The organism is Mycobacterium sp. IDUB_3 (assembly GCF_055419585.1).
The window spans coordinates 1,513,344-1,534,808 of the sequence record NZ_JBVAXZ010000001.1 but is presented as its reverse complement, the minus strand read 5'-3'; the positions used below and the strand labels follow the sequence as shown (position 1 = coordinate 1,534,808).

At 66.7% G+C, this 21,465-nt stretch carries 18 protein-coding genes, 2 tRNA genes and 1 pseudogene; 10 read left to right on the top strand and 11 right to left on the bottom strand.

Annotated features, from left to right (window positions below):
• The first annotated feature begins 16 nt into the window (after positions 1-16).
• The 3 genes and pseudogenes from acpS to ACZYVJ_RS06640 all read left to right on the top strand — a co-directional run bounded on the left by acpS (position 17) and on the right by ACZYVJ_RS06640 (position 3,208).
• Positions 17-415, top strand: coding sequence for a holo-ACP synthase AcpS (gene acpS / locus ACZYVJ_RS06650; protein ID WP_007774057.1), 399 nt, complete (start codon positions 17-19; stop codon positions 413-415).
• A 10-nt stretch (positions 416-425) separates the two neighbouring features.
• Positions 426-1,750, top strand: a pseudogene (locus ACZYVJ_RS06645) (M20/M25/M40 family metallo-hydrolase).
• Between the two features lie 93 nt (positions 1,751-1,843).
• Positions 1,844-3,208: a cytochrome P450 gene (locus tag ACZYVJ_RS06640; protein ID WP_463830284.1), complete on the top strand. Its 1,365-nt coding sequence runs from the start codon at positions 1,844-1,846 to the stop codon at positions 3,206-3,208.
• On the opposite strand, the gene bcp is transcribed toward ACZYVJ_RS06640, so the two are convergent.
• Positions 3,205-3,678, bottom strand: coding sequence for a thioredoxin-dependent thiol peroxidase (gene bcp, locus ACZYVJ_RS06635; protein ID WP_463830283.1), 474 nt, complete (start codon positions 3,676-3,678; stop codon positions 3,205-3,207). The genes ACZYVJ_RS06640 and bcp overlap by 4 nt on opposite strands.
• Before the next feature lie 103 nt (positions 3,679-3,781).
• Here bcp and ACZYVJ_RS06630 point away from each other — a divergent pair, with 103 nt between their 5' ends.
• Positions 3,782-4,009 (top strand): DUF3618 domain-containing protein, encoded by a 228-nt coding sequence (locus tag ACZYVJ_RS06630; RefSeq protein WP_463832876.1) that lies wholly within the window; start codon positions 3,782-3,784, stop codon positions 4,007-4,009.
• Here the strand turns inward: ACZYVJ_RS06630 and ACZYVJ_RS06625 are convergent.
• From ACZYVJ_RS06625 to ACZYVJ_RS06610, 4 genes are all read right to left on the bottom strand, one after another.
• On the bottom strand, positions 3,996-5,735 hold the full coding sequence (locus ACZYVJ_RS06625) for a DUF3556 domain-containing protein (protein ID WP_463830282.1): 1,740 nt from the start codon (positions 5,733-5,735) through the stop codon (positions 3,996-3,998). The two genes, ACZYVJ_RS06630 and ACZYVJ_RS06625, sit on opposite strands and share 14 nt — an antisense overlap.
• A gap of 156 nt (positions 5,736-5,891) precedes the next feature.
• Positions 5,892-6,158: a hypothetical protein gene (locus tag ACZYVJ_RS06620; protein ID WP_463830281.1), complete on the bottom strand. Its 267-nt coding sequence runs from the start codon at positions 6,156-6,158 to the stop codon at positions 5,892-5,894.
• Positions 6,159-6,298: 140 nt separating this feature from the next.
• Positions 6,299-6,374: transfer RNA gene (locus ACZYVJ_RS06615), tRNA-Lys, on the bottom strand.
• 276 nt (positions 6,375-6,650) lie between these two features.
• Complete coding sequence (locus ACZYVJ_RS06610; RefSeq protein WP_463830280.1) at positions 6,651-7,889, bottom strand: GNAT family N-acetyltransferase; 1,239 nt, start codon at positions 7,887-7,889, stop codon at positions 6,651-6,653.
• A gap of 343 nt (positions 7,890-8,232) precedes the next feature.
• Here ACZYVJ_RS06610 and ACZYVJ_RS06605 point away from each other — a divergent pair, with 343 nt between their 5' ends.
• The 3 genes from ACZYVJ_RS06605 to ACZYVJ_RS06595 all read left to right on the top strand — a co-directional run bounded on the left by ACZYVJ_RS06605 (position 8,233) and on the right by ACZYVJ_RS06595 (position 12,944).
• On the top strand, positions 8,233-10,590 hold the full coding sequence (locus tag ACZYVJ_RS06605) for an MMPL family transporter (RefSeq protein ID WP_463830279.1): 2,358 nt from the start codon (positions 8,233-8,235) through the stop codon (positions 10,588-10,590).
• 77 nt (positions 10,591-10,667) lie between these two features.
• Entirely contained in the window at positions 10,668-11,570 is a 903-nt protein-coding gene (locus ACZYVJ_RS06600) for a DMT family transporter (protein WP_463830278.1), read from the top strand.
• A gap of 162 nt (positions 11,571-11,732) precedes the next feature.
• Positions 11,733-12,944, top strand: a complete 1,212-nt coding sequence (locus ACZYVJ_RS06595; protein ID WP_463832875.1) for a L,D-transpeptidase — start codon at positions 11,733-11,735, stop codon at positions 12,942-12,944.
• A 6-nt stretch (positions 12,945-12,950) separates the two neighbouring features.
• Here the strand turns inward: ACZYVJ_RS06595 and ACZYVJ_RS06590 are convergent, their stop codons facing one another.
• From ACZYVJ_RS06590 to orn, 3 genes are all read right to left on the bottom strand, one after another.
• Positions 12,951-13,373 carry a hypothetical protein gene (locus tag ACZYVJ_RS06590; protein ID WP_463830277.1) on the bottom strand — a complete coding sequence of 141 codons (423 nt, stop codon included), beginning with the start codon at positions 13,371-13,373 and terminating at the stop codon, positions 12,951-12,953.
• Positions 13,374-13,458: 85 nt separating this feature from the next.
• Positions 13,459-13,534 (bottom strand) — tRNA-His (locus ACZYVJ_RS06585).
• Between the two features lie 54 nt (positions 13,535-13,588).
• A complete protein-coding gene (gene orn, locus ACZYVJ_RS06580) occupies positions 13,589-14,236 on the bottom strand; it encodes an oligoribonuclease (protein WP_463830276.1) in 648 nt (215 codons plus the stop codon).
• Between the two features lie 120 nt (positions 14,237-14,356).
• On the opposite strand from orn, the gene ACZYVJ_RS06575 reads away from it, so the two are divergent.
• A complete protein-coding gene (locus ACZYVJ_RS06575) occupies positions 14,357-15,937 on the top strand; it encodes a helicase HerA-like domain-containing protein (RefSeq protein WP_463830275.1) in 1,581 nt (526 codons plus the stop codon).
• Positions 15,938-15,940: 3 nt separating this feature from the next.
• On the opposite strand, the gene cmrA is transcribed toward ACZYVJ_RS06575, so the two are convergent.
• The gene (gene cmrA, locus ACZYVJ_RS06570) at positions 15,941-16,747 is read right to left on the bottom strand and encodes a mycolate reductase (protein ID WP_463830274.1); all 807 of its coding nucleotides are present in this window, start codon (positions 16,745-16,747) and stop codon (positions 15,941-15,943) included.
• A gap of 68 nt (positions 16,748-16,815) precedes the next feature.
• Between cmrA and ACZYVJ_RS06565 the strand changes: the two genes are divergently transcribed.
• The gene (locus tag ACZYVJ_RS06565; RefSeq protein WP_463830273.1) at positions 16,816-18,168 is read left to right on the top strand and encodes an MFS transporter; all 1,353 of its coding nucleotides are present in this window, start codon (positions 16,816-16,818) and stop codon (positions 18,166-18,168) included.
• 17 nt (positions 18,169-18,185) lie between these two features.
• Here the strand turns inward: ACZYVJ_RS06565 and ACZYVJ_RS06560 are convergent, their stop codons facing one another.
• Positions 18,186-18,962 carry an MmpS family transport accessory protein gene (locus ACZYVJ_RS06560; RefSeq protein WP_463830272.1) on the bottom strand — a complete coding sequence of 259 codons (777 nt, stop codon included), beginning with the start codon at positions 18,960-18,962 and terminating at the stop codon, positions 18,186-18,188.
• 63 nt (positions 18,963-19,025) lie between these two features.
• Positions 19,026-19,682, bottom strand: coding sequence for an SACE_7040 family transcriptional regulator (locus ACZYVJ_RS06555; protein WP_463830271.1), 657 nt, complete (start codon positions 19,680-19,682; stop codon positions 19,026-19,028).
• Positions 19,683-19,878: 196 nt separating this feature from the next.
• Between ACZYVJ_RS06555 and ACZYVJ_RS06550 the strand changes: the two genes are divergently transcribed.
• Positions 19,879-21,465 carry a carboxyl transferase domain-containing protein gene (locus tag ACZYVJ_RS06550; protein ID WP_463832873.1) on the top strand — a complete coding sequence of 529 codons (1,587 nt, stop codon included), beginning with the start codon at positions 19,879-19,881 and terminating at the stop codon, positions 21,463-21,465.

The window sequence follows — 21,465 nt, the reverse complement described above, 5'->3', positions numbered from 1 at the left end:
GTTAGCCTGGCGACCCATGGGAATTGTCGGTGTGGGGATCGATCTCGTCTCCATTCCTGATTTCGCCGAGCAGGTCGACCAGCCGGGCACCGTCTTCTCCGAGACGTTCACCCCGGGGGAGCGCCGCGACGCGTCGGACAAGAGTTCGTCGGCGGCGCGTCACCTGGCGGCCCGCTGGGCCGCCAAGGAGGCCGTGATCAAGGCGTGGTCGGGATCGCGGTTCGCCCAGCGGCCGGTGCTGCCCGAGGACATCCACCGCGACATAGAGGTGGTCACCGACATGTGGGGCCGCCCGCGGGTTCGGCTGAGCGGCGACATCGCCAAACACTTGGCCGACGTGATCATTCACGTCTCGCTGACGCACGAGGGCGATACCGCCGCCGCGGTGGCGATCCTGGAGACCACCGCCGACTAGCCTCGATCCCATGAGCGATCTGGTTGAGCGCGTTCGCGAGCTGCTGCCGTCGGTGCGCCGCGATCTGAAAGACCTGGTGCGCATCGAATCGGTGTGGGCCGACCCCGGTCGCCGCGACGAGGTACACCGCAGCGCGCGGGCCGTCGCGGACCTGTTGTCGCAGGCCGGTTTCGGCGACGTGCAGATCGTCAGCGAAGGGGGAGCGCCGGCGGTCATCGCGCGCCACCCCGCGCCCCCCGGCGCGCCGACCGTGCTGCTGTACGCCCACCACGACGTGCAGCCCGAAGGCGACCGCAGCCAATGGGTGTCGCCGCCCTTCGAACCCACCGAGCGCGACGGCCGGCTGTACGGGCGCGGCAGCGCCGACGACAAGGCCGGCATCGCAACGCATTTGGCGGCGTTTCGGGCGCACGGCGGGCAGCCGCCGGTGGGTGTGACGGTGTTCGTCGAGGGCGAGGAGGAATCCGGATCGCCGTCTTTGGGCCGGCTGCTGGCCGCCCACCGCGATGCGCTGGCCGCCGACGTGATCGTCATCGCCGACTCGGATAACTGGAGCACCGACATCCCGGCGCTGACGGTGACGCTGCGCGGCCTGGTCGACTGCGTCGTCGAAGTCGCCACGCTCGACCACGGCCTGCACTCCGGCATCTGGGGCGGTGTGGTGCCCGACGCGCTGAGTGTGCTGGTGCGACTGCTGGCCAGTTTGCACGACGACGACGGGAACGTGGCCGTCGCCGGGCTGTACGAAAGCACTGCCGCCGCAGTCGATTACCCGCCCGAACGGGTGCGTGCCGACTCCGGGTTACTGGACGGGGTGTCCGAAATCGGGTCGGGCTCGGCGCCGCAGCGGCTGTGGGCCAAACCCGCGATCACAGTGATCGGCATCGACACCACACCGATCGAGAAGGCGTCCAACACGCTGATTCCTCGGGCCCGCGCCAAGATCAGCATGCGCGTCGCGCCCGGTGGCGACGCGACCGCGCACCTGGACGCGTTGACCGCGCACCTGCAAGAGCATTCGCCGTGGGGCGCGCAGGTGAGCGTCACCCGCGGCGACATCGGTGAGCCCTACGCCATCGACGCCACCGGCAGTGTCTACGACGCCGCGCGGGCCGCGTTCCGGCAGGTGTGGGGGTGCGATCCGATCGACATGGGCATGGGCGGGTCGATCCCGTTCATCGCCGAGTTCGCCGAGGCCTTCCCGAAGGCGAAGATCCTCGTCACCGGGGTGGAGGACCCCGCAACGCAGGCCCACAGCATCACGAGAGCCTGCACCTGGGCGTGCTGGAACGCGCGGCCATCACCGAGGCGCTGCTGCTGGCGAACCTGGGCTGAGGGGAATCTCGACCGCCAGAATGCTTAACGAGAACGATGGTCTCGTCGCATACTGCTTCTACATACAGCCACTCGTCCGCAGGAGACGCCACCGTGAGTACGGAAAACACCCTGACCGGAGACGCCGGCAAGACCAACCGTTACCACTTTGATCGCCATACCCCCGAGTACCGCGAGCGGTTCACCGCCATCACCGAGGACATGCACGCCAGGTGCCCTTTGGCGTGGACGGACACTTACGACGGGCATTGGGTGGCCGCGGGCAACCGGGAAGTCTTCGAACTCGCTCGGTGCCCGCACGTGTCCAACGACCACGACGTCACCGGCGAAGGCACCGGCTACAAGGGCATCACCATTCCCACGCTGCCGCAGGCCACCGGCGTCCGCGGCGGCATGCTCGAGATGGACGAACCCGAGCACTCGGCCTACCGCACCATCCTCAACCCCTACCTGTCGCCGGCGGCCGTCAAGCGCTGGAAGCCCTTTGTCGACGAGATCGTGCGGGCCAGCATCGACGAGAAAATCGAAGCGGGGCGGATCGACTTCGTCGACGATCTCGCGAACGTCGTGCCCGCCGTCCTGACGCTGGCGATGATGGGCGTTCCGCTGAAGAAGTGGCAGCTGTACTGCGAGCCGGCCCACGCCAACGTCTACACTCCCGCCGATTCCCCGGACGCCCCAAGGGTTTTGGAGCAGACAATGGCGATGGGGGCGGACCTTTTCAACCACCTTCTTGAGATCCGCGAAAATCCGCGCCCGGGCATTGTGGACGCGTTGGCAAGGATGAAGATCGACGGCGAACCCGCGCCCGACGCCGAACTGCTCGGAATGCTCGGCTTGATCATCGGTGGAGGTTTCGACACGACGACGGCGCTGACCGCGCACGCACTCGAATGGCTGGGCGAAAATCCCGAGCAGCGCGAACTGCTGAGGCGGGAACCGGAATCGCTGCTCGACTCGGCGACCGAAGAATTCCTGCGCTACTTCACGCCCGCTCCCGGCGACGGTCGCACGATTGCCGCCGACCTCGAAATAGCGGGCACGAAGTTCAAGGAGGGCGACCGCCTGTGGTTGTCCTGGGCGATGGCGAACCGAGACCCCGCGGTGTTCCCCGATCCGAATCGACTAGACCTCGGCCGTAAAAACAACCGGCACTTCAGCTTCGGGCTCGGCATCCACCGCTGCATCGGCTCCAACGTCGCGCGTGTCGTATTCAAGTCGATGCTCACGGCGGTGCTCGACCGGATGCCCGACTACCGCTGCGACCCCGAGGGCGCCGTGCACTACCCGACGATCGGCGTGATCCAGGGGATGCAGCACCTCCCGGCCACCTTCACCCCCGGCAGGCCGCTCGGACCCGGGATCGACGAGACGCTGGAGAAGCTGCAGCGGGTCTGCGACGAACAGGGGATCGCGCGGCCCATCACCGAGTACACCGAGGCCGCCGTCATCGGCTAGACCGACAGATCGCGCCTCAGCTTGGCGACGTGCCCGGTGGCCTTCACGTTGTACTGCGCGACGGCGATCTTGCCTTTTTCGTCGACCACGAACGTGGAGCGGATGACGCCGGTGACCGTCTTGCCGTACATCTGCTTTTCGCCGTAGGTGCCGTAGGCCGTCAGGACCTTGCGCTCGGGGTCGGACAGCAGCGGGAACGTCAGCTTCTCGGTGTCGCGGAACTTGGCCAGCTTCTCCGGCTTGTCGGGGGAGATCCCGATGACGTCGAGGCCGGCGCCGTTGAGCTCGGCCAGGCTGTCCCGAAAGTCGCACGCCTGCTTGGTGCAACCCGGCGTCGACGCGGCCGGGTAGAAGTACACGACGACGCGACGCCCCTTGTAATCGGCCAGCGATACCTTCTTGCCGTCGGCGTCGGGCAGGCTGAAGGAGGGCGCTTTGTCGCCCGGTGCGAGCCGCGTGGTCTCGGTCAAGGTGGTCCCTTTCTGTTCACCGGAGCGTCGGGGTTACCGCCAGCTGATCTAGGGTAGTTCGGGCAGGTGTACGAGGCGGATAGTGGGCGACTTGGAGGACACAGTGGCGGACCGGGATCCCGAAGCCATCAAGCAGGACATCGACGTCGCCCGTGACCAGCTGGCGGCCACCGTCGACTCACTTGCCGAGCGGGCCAACCCTCGGCGCCTCGCCGACGACCTGAAGATTCGGGTGATCGGATTCGTGCAGAAGCCCAGGGTGCTGGCGTCGCTGGCCGGGGTCGGGGCCCTCGTCGTGGTGGTGGCGGTGCGTCGCGTCAGGAATCGGTGACGCGGCCGGCCTGGACGTACACCGGAATGTCGTCGGCCCAGGGTTGATTGGTGGCCATGTCGTCGACTTCGCAGTAGCCGCGTTCGAATTCGCCCGTCGCCGCATCGACCAGCCGGTATTCCTGCCGCTGTTGGTGGATGGGCTGGGCGTCGAGGATGACGACCCGCACCTCGCCCGGCTCGAACCCGCACCGCTGCTGCAGCGCCTCGATCAGGCATTCGTTGTGCATGTGCCCGTCGCCGAAGTTCCAGCCGAGAACCATTGCGCACAGGACTTCGCCCTCACACAGGTTGTAATCGTCCTCGTCGTAGTCGGCCATCGCCCGGTGGGCCAGGGTGAGCAGCGCGCGCCCGTGCGTGTTCATGCCGCGGAACGCCAGGGCGAGATGCAGTGGGATCAGGGTTTCCTCTTTGCTGCCGTACAACCGCTCGAGCTGCAAATGCTGCATCGGGCCCAGGGCGCGGGAGCCGACGCGGAACTTCTCGTCGGCAGACGGCCGCACGCACCACAGCGTGGTGTCCCAGTTGCCGGCGTAGTACCGCATGCCGGGCAGGAACGAGACCTTGCGCGGGTAGAGGTTCCCGAGGACGACGGTGCCGGCGATGACCGCGAACAGGACGGCGATCGGCAGCGGATGGGCGACGTCCGACAGCCCCAGGCGCGCGTGCGCGACGAACAGCCACAGCACCCCGAATATCATGAACACGTTCCACTCCAGCGGCACGCCCATGGGGAAGGCCAGCAGGATGTTCAGGTGGAACACGATCATCACGAAGGCCGCCAGCGCCGTTGGCCACCCACCGTGTGAGAAGAGCAGCACCAGCGGTACCAGACCCTCCACCGCGGTCGAGAAATGCGCGATGCAGCCCGCCAACGCGCTGGGCCGCAGGTCGTCCGGATGGTGCTTGAACATCGACCGCTTGAGCGGGCCCGACGGGATGAACGGATTGTTCGCCAGCATGGTGGAGATCACGAACGGGAAGTGCTTGTTGAGCTTGGAGGTCGCGGCGCCCAGCCAGATCACCATGAACACGACCTTGGCCCCGACGACGATGTCCGCCCCGGCGAACAGAAACGTCAGCGCCAGCGGCGCGTAAACCTCGCCCCGCGCAGCCAAAAAGATCACCTTGTCGCGCAGGCTGAGGACGGCCAGCACCGCCAGGATCGCGGCGGTCCGCCACCACGGCAGCACACCGATCATCGTGTCCAGAGCGGGAATCGGCCCACCGCCGTCGGACAGCAGCGCGGACACGAGCAGCACCAGCAGAACGCCGTACAGCAACGCGTCGAACGGAGTCCGGTTGCTGCCGTTGGTCAACGGCACCCGAGTGGGCCAGGGTGGCAACCGGATGGTGCCGGGCCGCAGCCAGTACAGGATCGACCCCATCGGGGGGAAATAGCGCCCGGCGAGCGGCCCGAAGCAGCAACCGAGGCCGATGACTTCGAACAGCATCGTGAAGAGCACGGCCTTGTGAAACACGATCGGCTCCGACCACCACGCGCCGACCTGTGTGAAGCCGCCGATGCCGGAGGTCGACCAGGCGAAGAGCCAGCCGCCGAGAACGTACAGCGTGATCTTCACGCCGTACATCACGTGCATCACCAGCGGGGTGCCGAAGCCGTGCTCGGCGATATGGCGCGCCATCGGCACGATTCGCTCGGCGCGTGAGCGGGCGCTCCACTCAGCCATGTCGACGACGGGCAGGTTGGGCCGGATGAACCCCATTGCAGCTCCTTCGACGCAGCGTGTGCCAAGGGGGCCTATCGGCGCGTCTGGCGCCAATCGGTGCCAGCAAGAAATTACCTGCAGCGGGGGAGTTTGCGATGGGATACGACGGCAAATGGTCCGCGCCCGGCCTCGCCGTGGCGACGGTTGTTCGGCTTACTCCCAGCCGGGCGGGTCGTTCTCGGCCATGTAGGCCTCCCAGGCGGCGCGCCGCATGGTCCGGGTGTGCAGATCCTGGCAGATCGCTTGCGCCTCGGCGGCGGTGCCGGCCCGGCCCAGGTCGTGGTGCACAAAGCCGTCATCGACCCGCTCGGCGCGGAAGCCGCCCGTCGAGAGCGCATGGACGCGGTACTCGCTGCGGTCATCGATGTTGGCATGAAAGTGGCCCTCGTAGGGTTCGACCCACTTCAGCTCAGTTTTCACAAGTCCCCTCTGAAAAACCCCGACGCAGAGATGGTAGGACCCGCGGGGTTACCGGGAAAAGGATTTGCCGGAGATTGTTACCCATCGGGTGAACCCCATAGAAGTGCGGAAGCCACCAAACAGTGAAATATCTGGTGGGCTGGTGCGCCGTCAGGGTTTCGAACCCCGGACCCGCTGATTAAGAGTCAGCTGCTCTACCAACTGAGCTAACGGCGCTGGTGTCGGCCGAGACCGCGTAGGCGACAATAACAGGCGTTGCGCCACGGAGTGAAATCCCGACCGTGTCCCAGGATAGCCGCCCGGTCGCGAGTGAACCTGTTGTGTCGGGACGGTCCGGGTCGCCTCGCGCCAGCGGCTGACCAGGCGCAGCGTGACGGCGGGCCAGTTGTGCGGCGGTCCCGCCGCCACCGGTCGTCGGCCATCGCGACACCCGTCACCCGCGACATCTCTGAAATAGTTTGCGCCGCAATCGGATTCGCGGTCCAACTGCTATCAGAAAAGCGTGCCGCAATACGGCACCCGGTCGGCGGCGAAGAGGGCGTCCAGCGTGCGCACCGCGCCCGACTGCAGCTCGGTGAGGCGGTTCGCCCGGTGAAGTTCCGATGGTCGGTGCGCTCCCATGTAGATCGTCCCTAGATCACCGAGGCTTATCTGGACGTCCGCGGGCCCGTCGTGGGGCGTGCACTCGCCGACACCGTCGCGTGTCCGCAGCCGGAATTGTCCACCGGCGACGGTGAGAGGGTCCGTGACGTCCAAGACGACGTCGGCATCGGCCGAATACGCGCGGGCGCCGAGTGCTACGGGCACGTCCATGATTCTCAGCCACAGAAAATCGCTCATACCTATCGTTTTCGCGGCGAGCTGGTCTTTGAGTTTGAGCGGGAGCGGGTCATCGACCGGGACCTCCATCACGACGTTGTCGAACGTTTTGGAGCCCACCAGGGTCGCCAGCAGCTCGTCGTGGGCTTCGTTCGTGACCGCGCAGAAGTCTTGGACGATCACGCTGCCGAAAGGCCGCCGATAGGCGTGCGGCGACGCACCCACCACCCGGTAGGTCACAAAACCATCCGGATGAACGATGAAATTGAGCGCCGATCCGTTGTCCCGCTGGGTGATCCTGTCTTCCAGGATGTCGTCCCACCACGCATCATCTCGGCTCAGCGCACCCGGAGTAATGGCGCGCCATCGTTCGTAAATCGGGGGCAGCAGTCGTGCCGCCTGGGCAGCGTCGACCTCCCGAGCCCGATTTCGGTCGGGTTTGTTGCGGAGCTGGGTGAAACGCGGCTCGATGTCGTAGGTCCTGGCGTAGCTGGCCACCCCGGCCCCCAGGATTTCGTAAACCGTTGGCTGGGTGGGAACACCGCAGAGAATGGGATAACCACGCTCCTGCAATATTCCGAAACCCTGGATGCTGAGCTGCTGCCAGATTCCTTTTCCCTGATGCGTCGCGGCGACCGCGATCATCGACAGCCAGGCGGCGTCGAGACTGGCGCCGCCCGGCACGGTGAGCCGCAGTGGGTAGTAGAGCGAAGTTCCGACCAGGTGTGGATTTTTTGGATCGGACATGTCTTCGGCGATCAGGATGTCTTGCAGGTTGACCCGGCGCGTCCAGGCTGCGACGTCGTGCGGGTCCACCGCAATCCCATATGCGCGCGCCTGGTTCTCGTAGACGGCCTGCCAGTCCTTCTCGGTTGGATGCTTGATCCTGATGGCTTCGTTGCTTGCATTCATCGCTCATCCAATTCGCTACTGGCCCAGCCGAATCCGTGATTGGTACACCGAATTCACCAAAGCTCGTTTACTGGAAAGCCGCCCTTGTTCGGTACCCGAGTCCGGGGTCGTGAAACGTCGCAACAACGTTGGTGACGCCGCCCACAAGCCGTCATCGTAGGAGCAGGAGTGTAAGACGGATCACCGGTGTGACGGAATCATCGCGCGAACGCGGCCGTCTTACTGTTGCATAAGCCACTCGTCCGTCTGCGACGCAGCGGCGGAAATGAGTGCCGAGGGGCGTCAAACGGGCCCTCTCTGGGTATAGAGCTAGGCCGAGGGCGCGGGAACGGAAAGGACGGCAGTGCTGCGAGGAATTGCTCGACTTGCCATCGCGGCGCCCCGACGCATCATTGCGGCCGCCGTTTTAGTCCTGGTGGCCGCCGGGATCTTCGGGATTCCGGTGGTTAACAAACTGTCGGCCGGCGGTTTCCAAGACCCGACCTCGGAATCGGCGCGGGCGACCGAACTGCTCAGGAACAAGTTCGGTCAAACCGACCAGAAGATGCTCATCGCGCTGACCGCGCCCGCGGGTGCCCACAGCGAAAAGGCGCGCCAGGTGGGCACCGACATTGTCGACCACCTGAAACGATCGCCATGGGTCATCGACGTCTCTTCGGCGTGGACGTCGCCGCCCCAGACCGCGGCCCAGCTGGTCAGCAAGGACAACAAGTCCGGGATGATCGTGGCCGACCTGAGGGGCGGGGAGAACAAGGCCCAGGAGTACGCCAGCACGTTCATGCGTGAGCTGGTCCACGAGCGTGACGGCGTCACCGTCCGCGCTGGTGGGATGGCCGTGGCGTACGCCCAGATCAACCAGCAGAATCAGCGCGACCTGATGCTGATGGAGTCGATCGCGATTCCGCTGAGCTTCGCGGTGCTGGTGTGGGTGCTCGGCGGTGTGGTGGCGGCGACGCTGCCGATCGTGTTGGGCGCATTGGCCATCGTCGGCACCATGTCGGTGTTGCGGCTGATCACCTACGTCACCGACGTGTCGACGTACGCATTGGACCTGAGCATCGCGATGGGTCTGGCCCTGGCGATCGACTACAACCTGCTGATCATCACCCGCTTTCGCGAAGAGCTGGCGCGGACTGAGGACCGGGACCGGGCGTTGTTTCGCACCATGGCCACCGCCGGCCGGACCGTTCTGTTCTCGGCCACGACCGTCGGGCTGTCAATGGCGGTGATGGCGCTGTTCCCGATGTACTTCCTCAAGTCGTCGGCCTACACCATCGTGGTCACCGCGATCATCGTGGCCCTCGCCGCTGTCGTAGTGACGCCGGCCGCGATCGTGCTGCTGGGGCCGCGGTTGGACTCGCTGAACGCCCGTCGGGTGATGCATCGTGTGTTGCACGGGCAGCGGCCGTTCCGCGATCACGCGCACCAGCCGCTCGAGACACAGTTCTGGTACCGGTCGACCCGCTACGTGTTGCGCCACGCCATCTCGGTCGGTCTGAGTGTCGTGGTGTTGCTGCTGTTGCTCGGGGCGCCGTTCCTGGGGGTGAAGTGGGGCTTTCCTGATGAGCGGGTGCTGCCCAAAGCGGCGTCGGCGCGCCAGGTCGCGGACATGTTGGACAACGACTTCGCTAACGGGCTGGGCACCGGGGTATCCGTCGTCATCCCCGACGCCCGCGGCATGAGCCTCGCCGACCTGCAGCCCTACGCCGCCGAGCTGTCCCGGGTGGCGGACGTTTCCGCGGTCAGCGCGCCGACCGGCACGTTCGTGGGCGGGAAGCGGGTGGGGCCGCCCGCCGAGGCCACCGGCATGGCCAACGGCGCCGCGTTCTTGACGGTGTCGAGCACCGCGCCGCTCTATTCGAAGGCCTCGAACACCCAGCTCGACCGACTGCATCAGATCCCCGGCCCGGCGGGGCGCTCGGTGCTGTTGACCGGTCTGGCACAGGTCAACCGCGACAGCGTCGACGCCATCACCAAGCGACTACCGATCGTGTTCGGTCTGATCGCCGTTATCACGTTCGCCTTGCTCTTCCTGCTGACCGGCAGCGCGGTGCTGCCGTTGCAGGCGCTGGTGTGCAACGTGTTGTCACTGACGGCGGCATTCGGCGCGATGGTGTGGATCTTCCAGGACGGCCACCTGGGCGCCCTGGGAACCACGCCCAACGGGACGTTGAACGCCAACATCCCCGTGCTGTTGTTCTGCATCGCCTTCGGGCTGGCCATGGATTACGAGGTGTTCCTGGTCTCGCGCATCCATGAGTACTGGCTGGCCTCGCAGGCCGACCGGGAGACGCCGCCGACCGCGATCGAGGCGCGCGCCGCCACCGACGAGAGCACGGCGCTGGGCATCGCCGGCATCGGCCGGGTCGTCACGACCGCCGCAGTGGTGATGTCGATTTCGTTTGCCGCGTTGATCCCCGCGCATGTGTCGTTCATGCGAATGCTGGGCCTGGGCCTGACCCTCGGCGTGCTCGTCGACGCCACGCTAGTCCGAATGGTCTTGGTGCCGGCCTTCATCCACCTGCTCGGTCGCTGGACGTGGTGGGCTCCCCGCCCACTGGTCTGGCTGCGGGAACGGTCGACGACCGGGGAAGAGGGCGAAGTCGCTGTGGGACGGGGCCGCTGGGCCCGCGACGCTCCGAACGGGGGCCGGTCATTGACCAGAAGGTGGGCTGACAGGGCCGCCGCTGAGCGCGGCTGACATGCCGACATGCGTTGTGCACCAATGGTTTTCCAATACCGCGAAGTTCGCAACGCCGGATACCGACGGAGATTTTCATGTCCCACACACTGATCGCCGTACTCCTCGCGTTGAGTTCCGCGCTGTGCATTGCCACGGGCGACGTGCTGCAGCAACGCGCGGCGCAGCGCATTACCGACCGGGCGGTGGGCTCCGTCGGATTGTTCGCCAATTTGCTTCGCAGTCAACGGTGGTGGTGGGGCACGCTGCTGTTGGCGGCGAGCATCGCGTTGCAAGTGGCGGCCCTGGGCGAAGGATCGGTGTTACTGGTCCAGGCGCTGCTGATGTTTTCGGTGCTCTTCGCGCTGCCCCTCAACGCCAGGTTGTCGCACCGCGCCGTCAGCGGAGGCGAATGGGTGTGGGCCGCACTGTTGACGGCCGCGGTGACAGTGGTGGTCGTCGTCGGCAATCCGCAGGCCGGTCATAGTGGCGCATCGCTGAGGACCTGGGCGGTGGTGGCCATCGTCATGGGGCCGCTCCTGATCGGCTGTGTGGTGGCAGGCCGCATCCGGGGCGGCGCGGTGGCCGCGGTGCTGTTCGCCTTCGTGTCGGGAGCGCTGTGGGGCGCGTTTGCGGCGCTCACCAAGGAGGTCGTCGCCCGGCTCGGCGACGGGCTGGCCGCGGTGACCCGCGCCCCAGAGCTCTACGCCTGCATCCTTGTCGCGCTGGGAGGCGTGGTGTGGAGCCAGGCGGCGTTTCGGGCGGGGCCGCTGACCGCATCGATGCCCACGCTGCAGGTGTCGCAGCCGGTGGCGGCGGCGGTGCTCGGCGTCGTCGTGCTCGGCGAAACGCTGAACACCGGTCGCGCCGGGATGATCGCCCTGGTGGCGGCCGCACTGGTGATGACCGCGGCCATCGTCAAACTCGCGCGGGTCGAGGCCGTCGACACCCGCGACATGGTCGAGTCGCAGCTGCACGGCGAGGTCGGCTCGCCGGCCTGACCGGCCTGGGGGCGCGGGCCCGGATCCCGCTCAATGACGAATTCATTGCGGTGGCGACACCGATCGGCGGCCCCGCCTCACATGCGCATGGGAGTGTCGGCACAAGCCATTAGAATGCCTGCAGCTACCTCACTGGTCAGCGGTGACCAACTGGAGATTCATATGGAAGGTCACTGGATGGCGCATTTGCGGAGGCGACGATCGTGGCTGGTAGTCGCGATAATTTCGATTGCTGTCTTCGGCGCCGCGTGTAACGGCAACCACGCGGCGGCACCGCCGAAGGTCATCTTCGACAAGGGCACCCCGTTGGCCGACCTGCTGGTCCCCAAGCTCACCGCCTCGGTGACCGACGGCGCTGTCGGTGTGACCGTGGATGCGCCGGTGACGGTGACCGTCGCCGACGGCGTGCTCGCATCGGTCACCATGGTCAACGAGAACGGTAAGTCGATCAGTGGGCAGCTCAGTTCCGACGGGTTGCGCTGGTCGACCACCGAGCAGCTCGGCTACAACAGGCGCTACACGCTGAACGTGAAGGCGACCGGCCTGGGCGGCGCGGCCAGCAAGCAGATGACGTTCGAGACCAGTTCACCGGCGCACCTGACCATGCCCTACATCAGCCCTGCCGACGGCGACGTGGTGGGCATCGGCGAGCCGGTGGCGATTCGCTTCGACGAGAACATCGCGAACCGCGCGGCAGCCCAGAAAGCCATCAACATCACCACCAACCCTCCGGTCGAGGGCGCGTTCTATTGGCTCAACAACCGCGAAGTGCGTTGGCGCCCAGAGCGTTTCTGGAAGTCGGGAACCGCCATCGACGTGGCGGTCAACACCTACGGGGTGGACCTGGGCGACGGTATGTTCGGGGAGGACAACGTCAAGACGCACTTCACCATCGGTGACGAGGTGATCTCGACGGCCGACGACACCACGAAGACGGTGACCGTCCGGGTCAACGGTGACGTCGTGAAGACCATGCCGACGTCGATGGGCAAGGACAGCACCCCGACGGCCAACGGCGTCTACATCATTGGTGCGCGGTTCAAGCACATCATCATGGATTCGTCGACCTATGGCGTTCCGGTCAACTCGCCCAACGGATATCGAACCGAAGTCGACTGGGCCACTCAGATGTCCTACAGCGGTGTCTTTGTGCACTCCGCGCCGTGGTCGGTGGGCGCCCAGGGCCACACCAACACCAGCCACGGGTGCCTGAACGTGAGTCCGAGCAACGCGCAGTGGTTCTACGACCACAGCAAGAGCGGCGACATCGTCGAGGTGGTGCACACGGTCGGACCGACGCTGCCGGGCATCGAGGGGCTGGGCGATTGGAACATCCCGTGGACGCAGTGGAAAGCGGGTAACGCCAACACCTGACGGCGGTCAGTCGATCTTGTGCCAGGTCCCGCAGCTGCGCGTCATGAACGCGGTATCGGTCGGCAAGATGCGGACCACCTGCGGGCCGTCGCCGACGTTGTTGTCGATGATGTCGTTGGTGTCGAAGCTGCGCAGCCTGGCCCAGTAGCACCCGTACTTGCCGCCATCGGTGCGGTAGGTGCCCGCTGCGATGTCTTTGTTGACGATGAAGGTGCCGTTGTTCTCGATCGAGGTCTTGGGCCCCGGCGGGGGTGGCGGGGCGACGGTCTTCGTCACCGTTTTGGTCTCGGCCGGCAGTGTCGACATGACCGTCGTCGTGGTGTGGCTCGACCCGCCGCAGCCCGCGAGGAACAGCGCGACGCCCGCGACAGCCGCTGCCCGCGCGCGCACGCGCCGGTGTCGGGGCGGGACGGGGCGTTGTCTGTTCACTGCTTTCCAGTCACGGGTGCGTCGGCGTTGCGCGGGGACGGTAACAACGATAAAAGGTCAGGGAGCGGTGATGCTCCCTGACCTGTGGGGTGAGTGACGGGACTCGAACCCGCGACATTCAGGATCACAACCTGACGCTCTACCAACTGAACTACACCCACCACGGCCGCAAGCCGACCCTCGCGCGACGGGGTCAACGAGCGGCGACGTCGATACTAGCCGGTTGGCGGCGCGGAGGCCGAATCGCTGGGCCCCGGTGCGTCTTTTCCACCGTCAAGGTCCGTGACCACCGCCTCGATTTCGCTGGTAGACGGCCCCGGCGGCGCAACGAACGCGGTTCGCCGGTAGAACTGCAGCTCGCGGATGGATTCGTGGATGTCGGCCAGGGCCCGGTGGGCCAGCCCCTTGACGGGCTGACCGAAGTAAATCCGCGGGTACCAGCGCCTGCAGAGCTCTTTGATCGAGCTCACATCGATCATGCGGTAGTGCAGGAACGAGTCCAGGGCGGGCATGTCGCGGACGATGAAGGCGCGGTCGGTGGCGATGGAGTTGCCGGCCAGCGGCGCCGTCTTGGGTTGTTTAACGTGTTCGCCGATGTAGTCCAGCACCATCGCCTCGGCGGTCGCCAGGTCGACGGTGGACGTTCGCACCTCGTCGGTCAGCCCGGAGCGCGAGTGCATTTCGGTGACCACGTCGCCCATCGCCGCGAGCGCGGCATCGTCGGCATGGATCACCACGTCGACACCCTCGCCGAGGATGTTCAAATCGGCGTCGGTCACCAGCGCCGCGATCTCAATCAGCTTGTCCGAGCCCAAATCAAGCCCGGTCATCTCGCAGTCGATCCACACCAATTCGTCTCGCACAGCGCTCAGACTAGGCCCAGCTGACGCCCGCGCCGGACCTCGCCCCCGGATGAGCTGGAGAAGTAGGGTGAGCGTTGTCGAACTGCATGCCGAATCACCGGGGAAGAGGGGCGCAGCACGATGAGCACTGATTCAGCGGCCACGGCCGCGACGCGGATCGCCGACGGCTATGCGGTCGACGGCCAGGCACTGGAATTGGGCACGGTCGTCATCGACGGCGCGGCCGATCCGACCGCGCAGATCCGTATCCCGTTGGCCACCATCAACAGGCACGGCCTGGTGGCCGGGGCCACCGGGACCGGCAAGACCAAGACGCTGCAGCTGATCGCCGAGCAGCTCAGCGCCGCGGGTGTTCCCGTGCTGATGGCCGACGTGAAGGGCGACCTGTCCGGGCTGTCCAGGCCCGGCGAGGGTAATGACAAGACCGCCGCGCGGGCCAAGGACACCGGTGACAACTGGACGCCGACCGGGTTTCCGGTCGAGTTCTTGTCGTTGGGCACCAAGGGAATCGGCGTGCCGATACGCGCGACCGTCGGCAGCTTCGGCCCCGTGCTGCTGTCAAAAGTGCTGGGCCTCAACGCTACTCAAGAGTCGACATTGGGGCTGATCTTCCACTGGGCCAAGGACCAAAGTCGCCGGCTGGTCACCACGGACGACCTGCGCAGTGCCATCGGTTACCTCACCAGCGATGCGGGCAAGGAAGACCTGAAATCCCTTGGCGGCGTGTCGGCGACGACGGCGGGCGTCATCCTGCGGGCGCTGGTGAACCTCGATGCCGAGGGCGGCGACACCTTCTTCGGCGAGCCCAAACTCGACCCGAACGATCTGCTGCGCGCCAACGACCAGGGCCAGGGCATCATCTCGTTGCTGGAGTTCACCGGACAGTCGGTGCGTCCCGTCATCTTCTCCACCTTCCTGATGTGGCTGCTCGCCGACCTGTACACGCAACTGGACGAGATCGGCGACGTGGACAGGCCGAAGCTGGTGTTCTTCTTCGACGAGGCACATCTGTTGTTCGCCGACGCGTCCAAGGCCTTCCTCGAACAGGTCGAACAGACCGTCAAGCTGATCCGGTCGAAGGGCGTCGGGGTGTTCTTCTGCACCCAGCTGCCCACGGACATTCCCAACGACATCCTCTCCCAGTTGGGCGCCCGAGTTCAGCACGCGCTGCGGGCGTTCACGCCCGACGACCAGAAGGCGCTGTCCAAGACCGTCCGCACCTACCCGAAAACCGATGTGTACGACCTGGAGTCGGCGTTGACGTCGCTGGGAATCGGCGAGGCGGTGGTCACCGTGCTGTCCGAGAGGGGCGCACCGACGCCCGTCGCGTGGACCCGGATGCGGGTGCCGCGCTCGCTGATGGCGTCGATCGGCACCGGGGACATCGAGGCCGCGGCGAAAAACAGTCCGCTGCAGGCGAAGTACGGCCAGACGGCTCCCCAGCCCGCTCAGCCCCAGGCCGCCCCGCAGCCGCCGCAGGCCCAACCCGCTCCGCAGCCGCCGCAGACCCAATCCGGTTATCCGCCCGTCCCGTCGAACGAGCCGGTACCGCCGATGCCGGAGCCGGCGGAGCCGAAGGGCCCGAAGGGGCCGTCCATGTGGGAGGAAGTGCTGCAGAACCCGACGGTGAAAAGCGGGATCAATACCGCGATACGCGAAGCGGTCAAAAGCGTCTTCGGTTCCGGCCGGCGCCGGAAGTAACGCCTACCCGCCGCCGAGCTTCTTGTAGAAAGCGCCGACAATGGGCGCCACGATGGCTCGCGGGCCGTACCCGCTGGCCACCGACATGGCCTTCGACGTCAGGCCAGGGACCACGCGCATCTTGTTGCGCGCCAACGCATCCAGCGACACCTTCGCGGTGTGCTCGGTCGAGATCCACAGGAAGTCCGGCACCAGCCGCTCGACGATCGAGGCCTCGGTCTCGTCGGGCAGGTCGGTCCGCACCGGGCCGGGCGCCAGCAGCGTCACGTTGACACCGGAGCCGCGCAGCTCGCCGCGCAGCGATTCGCTGAAGGTGTTCGCGAAGGCCTTGGTGGCAGCGTAGGTGGCGTTGTAGGGGATCGGCGAATTGCCCGCCGCCGAACCGGAAATGAGGATCCCGCCGGACCTACGCTCGACCATTCCCGGCAGCACCGCCAACGTAAGGTCATGCACCCCAAGGACATTCAGCTGCAGCTGGGCCTTTTCGCCGGCCGGATCGAGCGTGGCGACCGGACCGAACGTCGCGGTGCCCGCGTTGGCGCACAGGATCGAGATCGGGCGGGCGGCCAGCTCGTCACACAGCTTCGCGCGTTCGCCCGGGTCGGCCAGGTCGGCGGGGCGCACGTCGACGACGACACCGTACTTGTCCGTCAGGCGCGCGGCCAGGTCTTTGAGCAGGTCTTCGCGGCGCGCGGTGACGATCAGGTTGTGTCCGCGTGCGGCGAGTTCGGTGGCCAGCGCTTCACCGATGTTCTGCGAAGCTCCGGTCACAACGGCGCGCGCCTCGGGGCTTGGAGCGGGTAGCGGCATGCGCCAATCGTAGACAGCGGGCTAAACGCCGCCCGCAGCCGATCGCGAGCGCCTATAGAGTGCCGGGCATGAGTCAGCCGGAGTCGCGTTCCGCCACGCCCGCTCGATCGCGGGTGGTGGCGTGGGCGCTCTGGGACTGCGGCTCGACCGGTCTGAACGCCATCGTGGCGACCTTCGTCTTCGCGGTCTACCTGACCAGCAGCGTTGGGGTGGGGATATCCGGCGCCACCACGCCGGCGAGCTGGCTGGGTCGCGCGGCGGCCATCGCCGGGCTGACCGTCGCCGTGCTCGCGCCCGCCGTCGGCGTGTGGGTGGAGTCCCCGCATCGCAGGCGGGTGGCGCTGAGTGTGCTGACCGCGGCGGCGGTGACGCTGACCTGCCTGATGTTCTTCATCCACGACCGCCCCGGCTACCTCTGGGCGGGTCTGGTGCTGCTCGGGGCGACCGCGGCCTGCGGCGACCTGGCCAGCGTCCCGTACAACGCTATGCTGCGTCAGCTCTCGACGCCGCAGACGGCCGGGCGGATATCCGGATTCGGCTGGGCGGCGGGTTATGTCGGAAGCGTTCTGCTGCTGCTGGTGATCTACACCGGCTTCATCTCCGGGTCCGGCAAGGGGCCCGAAGCGACACGCGGCCTGCTGCGAGTTCCCCTGCGGGACGGGCTTTATGTCCGCGAGGCGATGGTGGTGGCCGCGATCTGGTTCGCGGTGCTGGCGCTGCCCTTGCTGTTCGTCGCACACCGGCTGACGGAATCGTCGGAGGCGTACCAGCCGACGAGCATGCTGGGCGGGTACCGCAAGCTGTGGACCGAGGTCGCCGCGGAATGGCGGCGCGACCGCAACCTGGTGTATTTCCTGTTCGCCAGCGCGCTCTTCCGGGACGGGCTGGCGGCGATCTTCGCGTTCGGCGCGGTGCTCGGTGTCAACGTGTACGGCATCTCGCAGGCCAACGTGCTGATCTTCGGGGTGGCGGCCAGCGTGGTCGCCGCGGTGGGCGCGGTGCTGGGTGGGTTCGTCGACCACCGCGTCGGATCGAAGCCCGTCATCGTGGCGTCACTGTTCGCGATCGTCGTCCTGGGACTGACCCTGATGGCGCTGTCCGGGCCGGTGGCCTTCTGGGTGTGCGGGCTGCTGCTGTGCATGTTCATCGGGCCGTCGCAGTCGTCGTCGCGCGCCTTGCTGCTGCAGATGGCCAAGCACGGCCGGGAAGGCGTCGCGTTCGGCCTTTACACCATGACCGGGCGGGCGGTGGCGTTCGTGGCGCCGTGGCTGTTCTCGGTGTTCGTCGACGTCTTCGGCGCCGTGCGGGCCGGCCTGGGCGGAATTTCGCTGGTGCTGATCGCCGGGCTGCTGGCGATGCTGGCGGTCCGGGTTCCGGTGCCCGGCGCCGCGGTCGCCGAACCCGCGGCCGAGCCTTCCTAGCCGGCCGGAGGTAGCGCTCAGCCCCGGGAGTCGCAGATCGTCAGGCCCCCGCCGACACGCTTGCTGACCTGAACCCCGTCCACGGTGAGCGTGCAGGTGACGCTGTGGCCGATGTTGACGACGGTGACATTGGCCGGGTGGTTAGCCGACTTCGACAGGCTGACCTCCTTGCTCCACGGCAGCGCGACGTTGAATTCGGTCTGGATGAGGCCGCCGGTATCGATGTACATGATGCTGATCGCGCGACCCTCACCCGAGACGGTGTAGACGACGTCTTGCATCGCGGCCGGTCCGGTCGTCTCGGGCGGCAGCTCGGGACCGCTGGTCGGCGGTATCGGGGCCGGGATGAGCGACGGCGACCGGTGGGGCGATGTCGTCGTCGTCTCCGGGCTCGGCTCGGGCATCGCCGGCAACGGCGGGACGGCGGTCTGGGTCTTGATCGCGTTGTTGGCCAACACCAGGGCAATCACCAGTGCGACGACCAGAAGGACCGCCGCACCGGCGCCGAGCCACAACCATCGCGGCGATTTCGGGCCTTCGGGCCGTGGGGGAGCCATGCCCGTCGGCAGCTCGCCAGACGGGGGGAGATCCTGCTGCCAGTACGCCGGCAGCTGCTTGGTGGTGTTCGTCTCGTTCGGGGTCGGCGCCCAGGGTGTCGTCCCGCCGTAGCTCTGCGCGTAGGGCATTTGGTCGGCGTACGCGGGATCGGCGGGCGGCGCATACCTCGGTTGCTGTGGCCCCGGCTGCTGCGATGTAGGAAACCGCTCGGTGGGACGTGAATCGTTCATGTCCACCTCATGGCTTGCAGGGTACCTGGGCTCGGTGTTAAAACCCTGAGTCACCTTACGACGGAGCGCTCAGGAGCACTGATTTCCGGCCGCGAGCGCGGCTACCGTCATCGCCCGCATGACGGCGCGCGACCTCGCCGCGCGGACGCTCCTGCTGCGCGAAGTATCGGGGGACTTCATGCTGTGCGGTGTCGAATTCAGCAGGCCGAACACGGCGTGGGCGGCCAGCCGGGCATCGGCCTCGGCCAGCTCGGGGTTCAGTTCCCGCAGCACCCCCACCCAGACCTCGACGTATTGGCGCTGGGATTTGCGCACCTGCTTTTCGGCGGCTGCAGGCAGGTACGCGAGGTCGCGGTCCTGGATGCGAATCAGGTCGGGTTCGTCGAACACGAAGTCCAGGTGGAAGTCGATCAGCCCGTCCAGGGCTGCGGCCGCGTCGGCGCTGTCGGTCTGCACCTGCCGGGCCCCGGCGAGCAGCCGCGTGCTGATGCCCACCAGCAACTCGACCAGCAGCGACTCCTTGTTCGGAAAATGCCGGTAGATGGCCGGACCGCTGACCCCGGCGGCCGCACCGATGTCTTCCAGCCGCACCGCGAGGAATCCGCGCTCGGCGAACAACCTCTCGGCGGCGGACAGCAGTTGTAGCCGGCGGTCGGACTTCAACTGGCTCCGGCGGTTTGGAGCGTCAGCGGGACCGGCCTGGCCCTCGGAGGCGGACGCTGTCATGACGGACCTCCGTCTGGTCAACTGGCCCTAACGTAGCACGAGTTATTCGCGATTAACTCGCACTTTGCGCCGGCTGTGATCCTCCCTGGACCGGCAACGACGGCAATGGTATTCTCGGCCCTTGAGTTAATGAGCATTAACTCAAAATGTTCGACCGCACGACGGCAAGGAGGCTGCTGCGGCGATGGACAACGTGGTGACCTCACCCGCCAAGGCCGAGGCGTCGTTCTCCGATGAGCACCGCCGGCTGGTGGGCGAGTTGAACGCCAAGCTGGCGGCAGCAGCGTTGGGCGGAAACGAACGCGCACGGGAACGTCACGTCAGCCGCGGCAAGCTGCTGCCACGCGAACGGGTGGACCGCCTACTCGACCCGGGCAGCCCGTTTCTGGAGCTCTCCCCGCTGGCCGCGGACGGCATGTACGACGACGAATCTCCCGGAGCCGGGATCATCACCGGCATCGGCCGTGTGTCGGATCGTGAGTGCGTGATCGTCGCCAACGACGCGACGGTCAAGGGCGGCACCTACTACCCGATGACGGTCAAAAAGCATCTGCGCGCCCAAGAGGTGGCACTGCAGAATCGGCTCCCGTGCATCTACCTGGTGGACTCCGGCGGTGCGTTCCTGCCCCGGCAGGACGAGGTCTTCCCCGACCGCGAGCACTTCGGGCGCATCTTCTACAACCAGGCGACCATGAGCGCCAACGAGATTCCGCAGGTGGCCGCCGTGCTCGGTTCGTGCACGGCCGGTGGCGCCTACGTGCCCGCCATGAGCGACGAAGCCGTCATCGTCCGCGAGCAGGGCACCATCTTTTTGGGAGGCCCGCCCCTGGTCAAGGCGGCGACCGGGGAGATCGTGTCGGCAGAGGACCTCGGCGGCGGCGACCTGCATTCCCGGGTTTCCGGCGTCACCGACCACCTCGCCGAAGACGACGAGCACGCCCTGCGGATCGTCCGCGCGATCGTGGCCACGTTCGGCCCGCGCGAGCCCAGCCCGTGGGAGGTGCGAGCTCCGGTCGCGCCCAGGTGCGCCCAGACGGAGCTCTACGACGTGGTGCCGCCCGACCCGCGGGTGCCCTACGACGTGCACGAGGTGATCATGCGACTGGTCGACGGCGGCGAATTCAGCGAATTCAAGGCCAATTACGGCAAGACGCTGGTGACCGCGTTCGCCCACATTCACGGCCACCCGGTGGGCATCGTGGCCAACAACGGCGTGCTCTTCAGCGAATCCGCTTTGAAGGGTGCGCATTTCATCGAGCTGTGTGACAAGCGCAAGATCCCGCTGCTGTTCTTGCAGAACATCGCCGGCTTCATGGTCGGCCGCGACTACGAGGCCGGCGGCATCGCCAAGCACGGTGCCAAGATGGTCACCGCCGTCGCCTGCGCGCGGGTACCCAAGCTGACCGTCGTGATCGGTGGATCCTATGGGGCGGGCAACTATTCGATGTGCGGCCGCGCGTATTCGCCGCGCTTCCTGTGGATGTGGCCCAACGCCCGCATCTCGGTGATGGGCGGCGAACAGGCCGCGTCGGTGCTGGCCACCGTGCGCGGCGAGCAACTCGCCGGCGCGGGCAAACCGTGGTCGGCCGACGAGGAAGAGGCGTTCAAGGCGCCCATTCGTGAACAGTACGAGAGGCAGGGCAACCCCTACTACTCCACGGCTCGGCTGTGGGACGACGGGATCATCGACCCCGCCGACACCAGAACCTTTGTCGGGCTGGCTCTTTCGGTGTGTGCCCAAGCACCGCTGGAGCCCGTCTCCTACGGCGTCTTTCGGATGTGA

Excerpts from the sequence above, each read along its gene's own strand:
- acpS (WP_007774057.1), top strand. The coding sequence starts at position 17 with ATGGGAATTGTCGGTGTGGGGATCGATCTCGTCTCCATTCCTGATTTC.
- ACZYVJ_RS06625 (WP_463830282.1), bottom strand. The coding sequence starts at position 5,735 with ATGGGGTTCATCCGGCCCAACCTGCCCGTCGTCGACATGGCTGAGTGG.
- ACZYVJ_RS06610 (WP_463830280.1), bottom strand. The coding sequence starts at position 7,889 with ATGAATGCAAGCAACGAAGCCATCAGGATCAAGCATCCAACCGAGAAG.
- ACZYVJ_RS06600 (WP_463830278.1), top strand. The coding sequence starts at position 10,668 with ATGTCCCACACACTGATCGCCGTACTCCTCGCGTTGAGTTCCGCGCTG.
- ACZYVJ_RS06595 (WP_463832875.1), top strand. The coding sequence starts at position 11,733 with ATGGAAGGTCACTGGATGGCGCATTTGCGGAGGCGACGATCGTGGCTG.
- ACZYVJ_RS06575 (WP_463830275.1), top strand. The coding sequence starts at position 14,357 with ATGAGCACTGATTCAGCGGCCACGGCCGCGACGCGGATCGCCGACGGC.
- cmrA (WP_463830274.1), bottom strand. The coding sequence starts at position 16,747 with ATGCCGCTACCCGCTCCAAGCCCCGAGGCGCGCGCCGTTGTGACCGGA.
- ACZYVJ_RS06565 (WP_463830273.1), top strand. The coding sequence starts at position 16,816 with ATGAGTCAGCCGGAGTCGCGTTCCGCCACGCCCGCTCGATCGCGGGTG.
- ACZYVJ_RS06555 (WP_463830271.1), bottom strand. The coding sequence starts at position 19,682 with ATGACAGCGTCCGCCTCCGAGGGCCAGGCCGGTCCCGCTGACGCTCCA.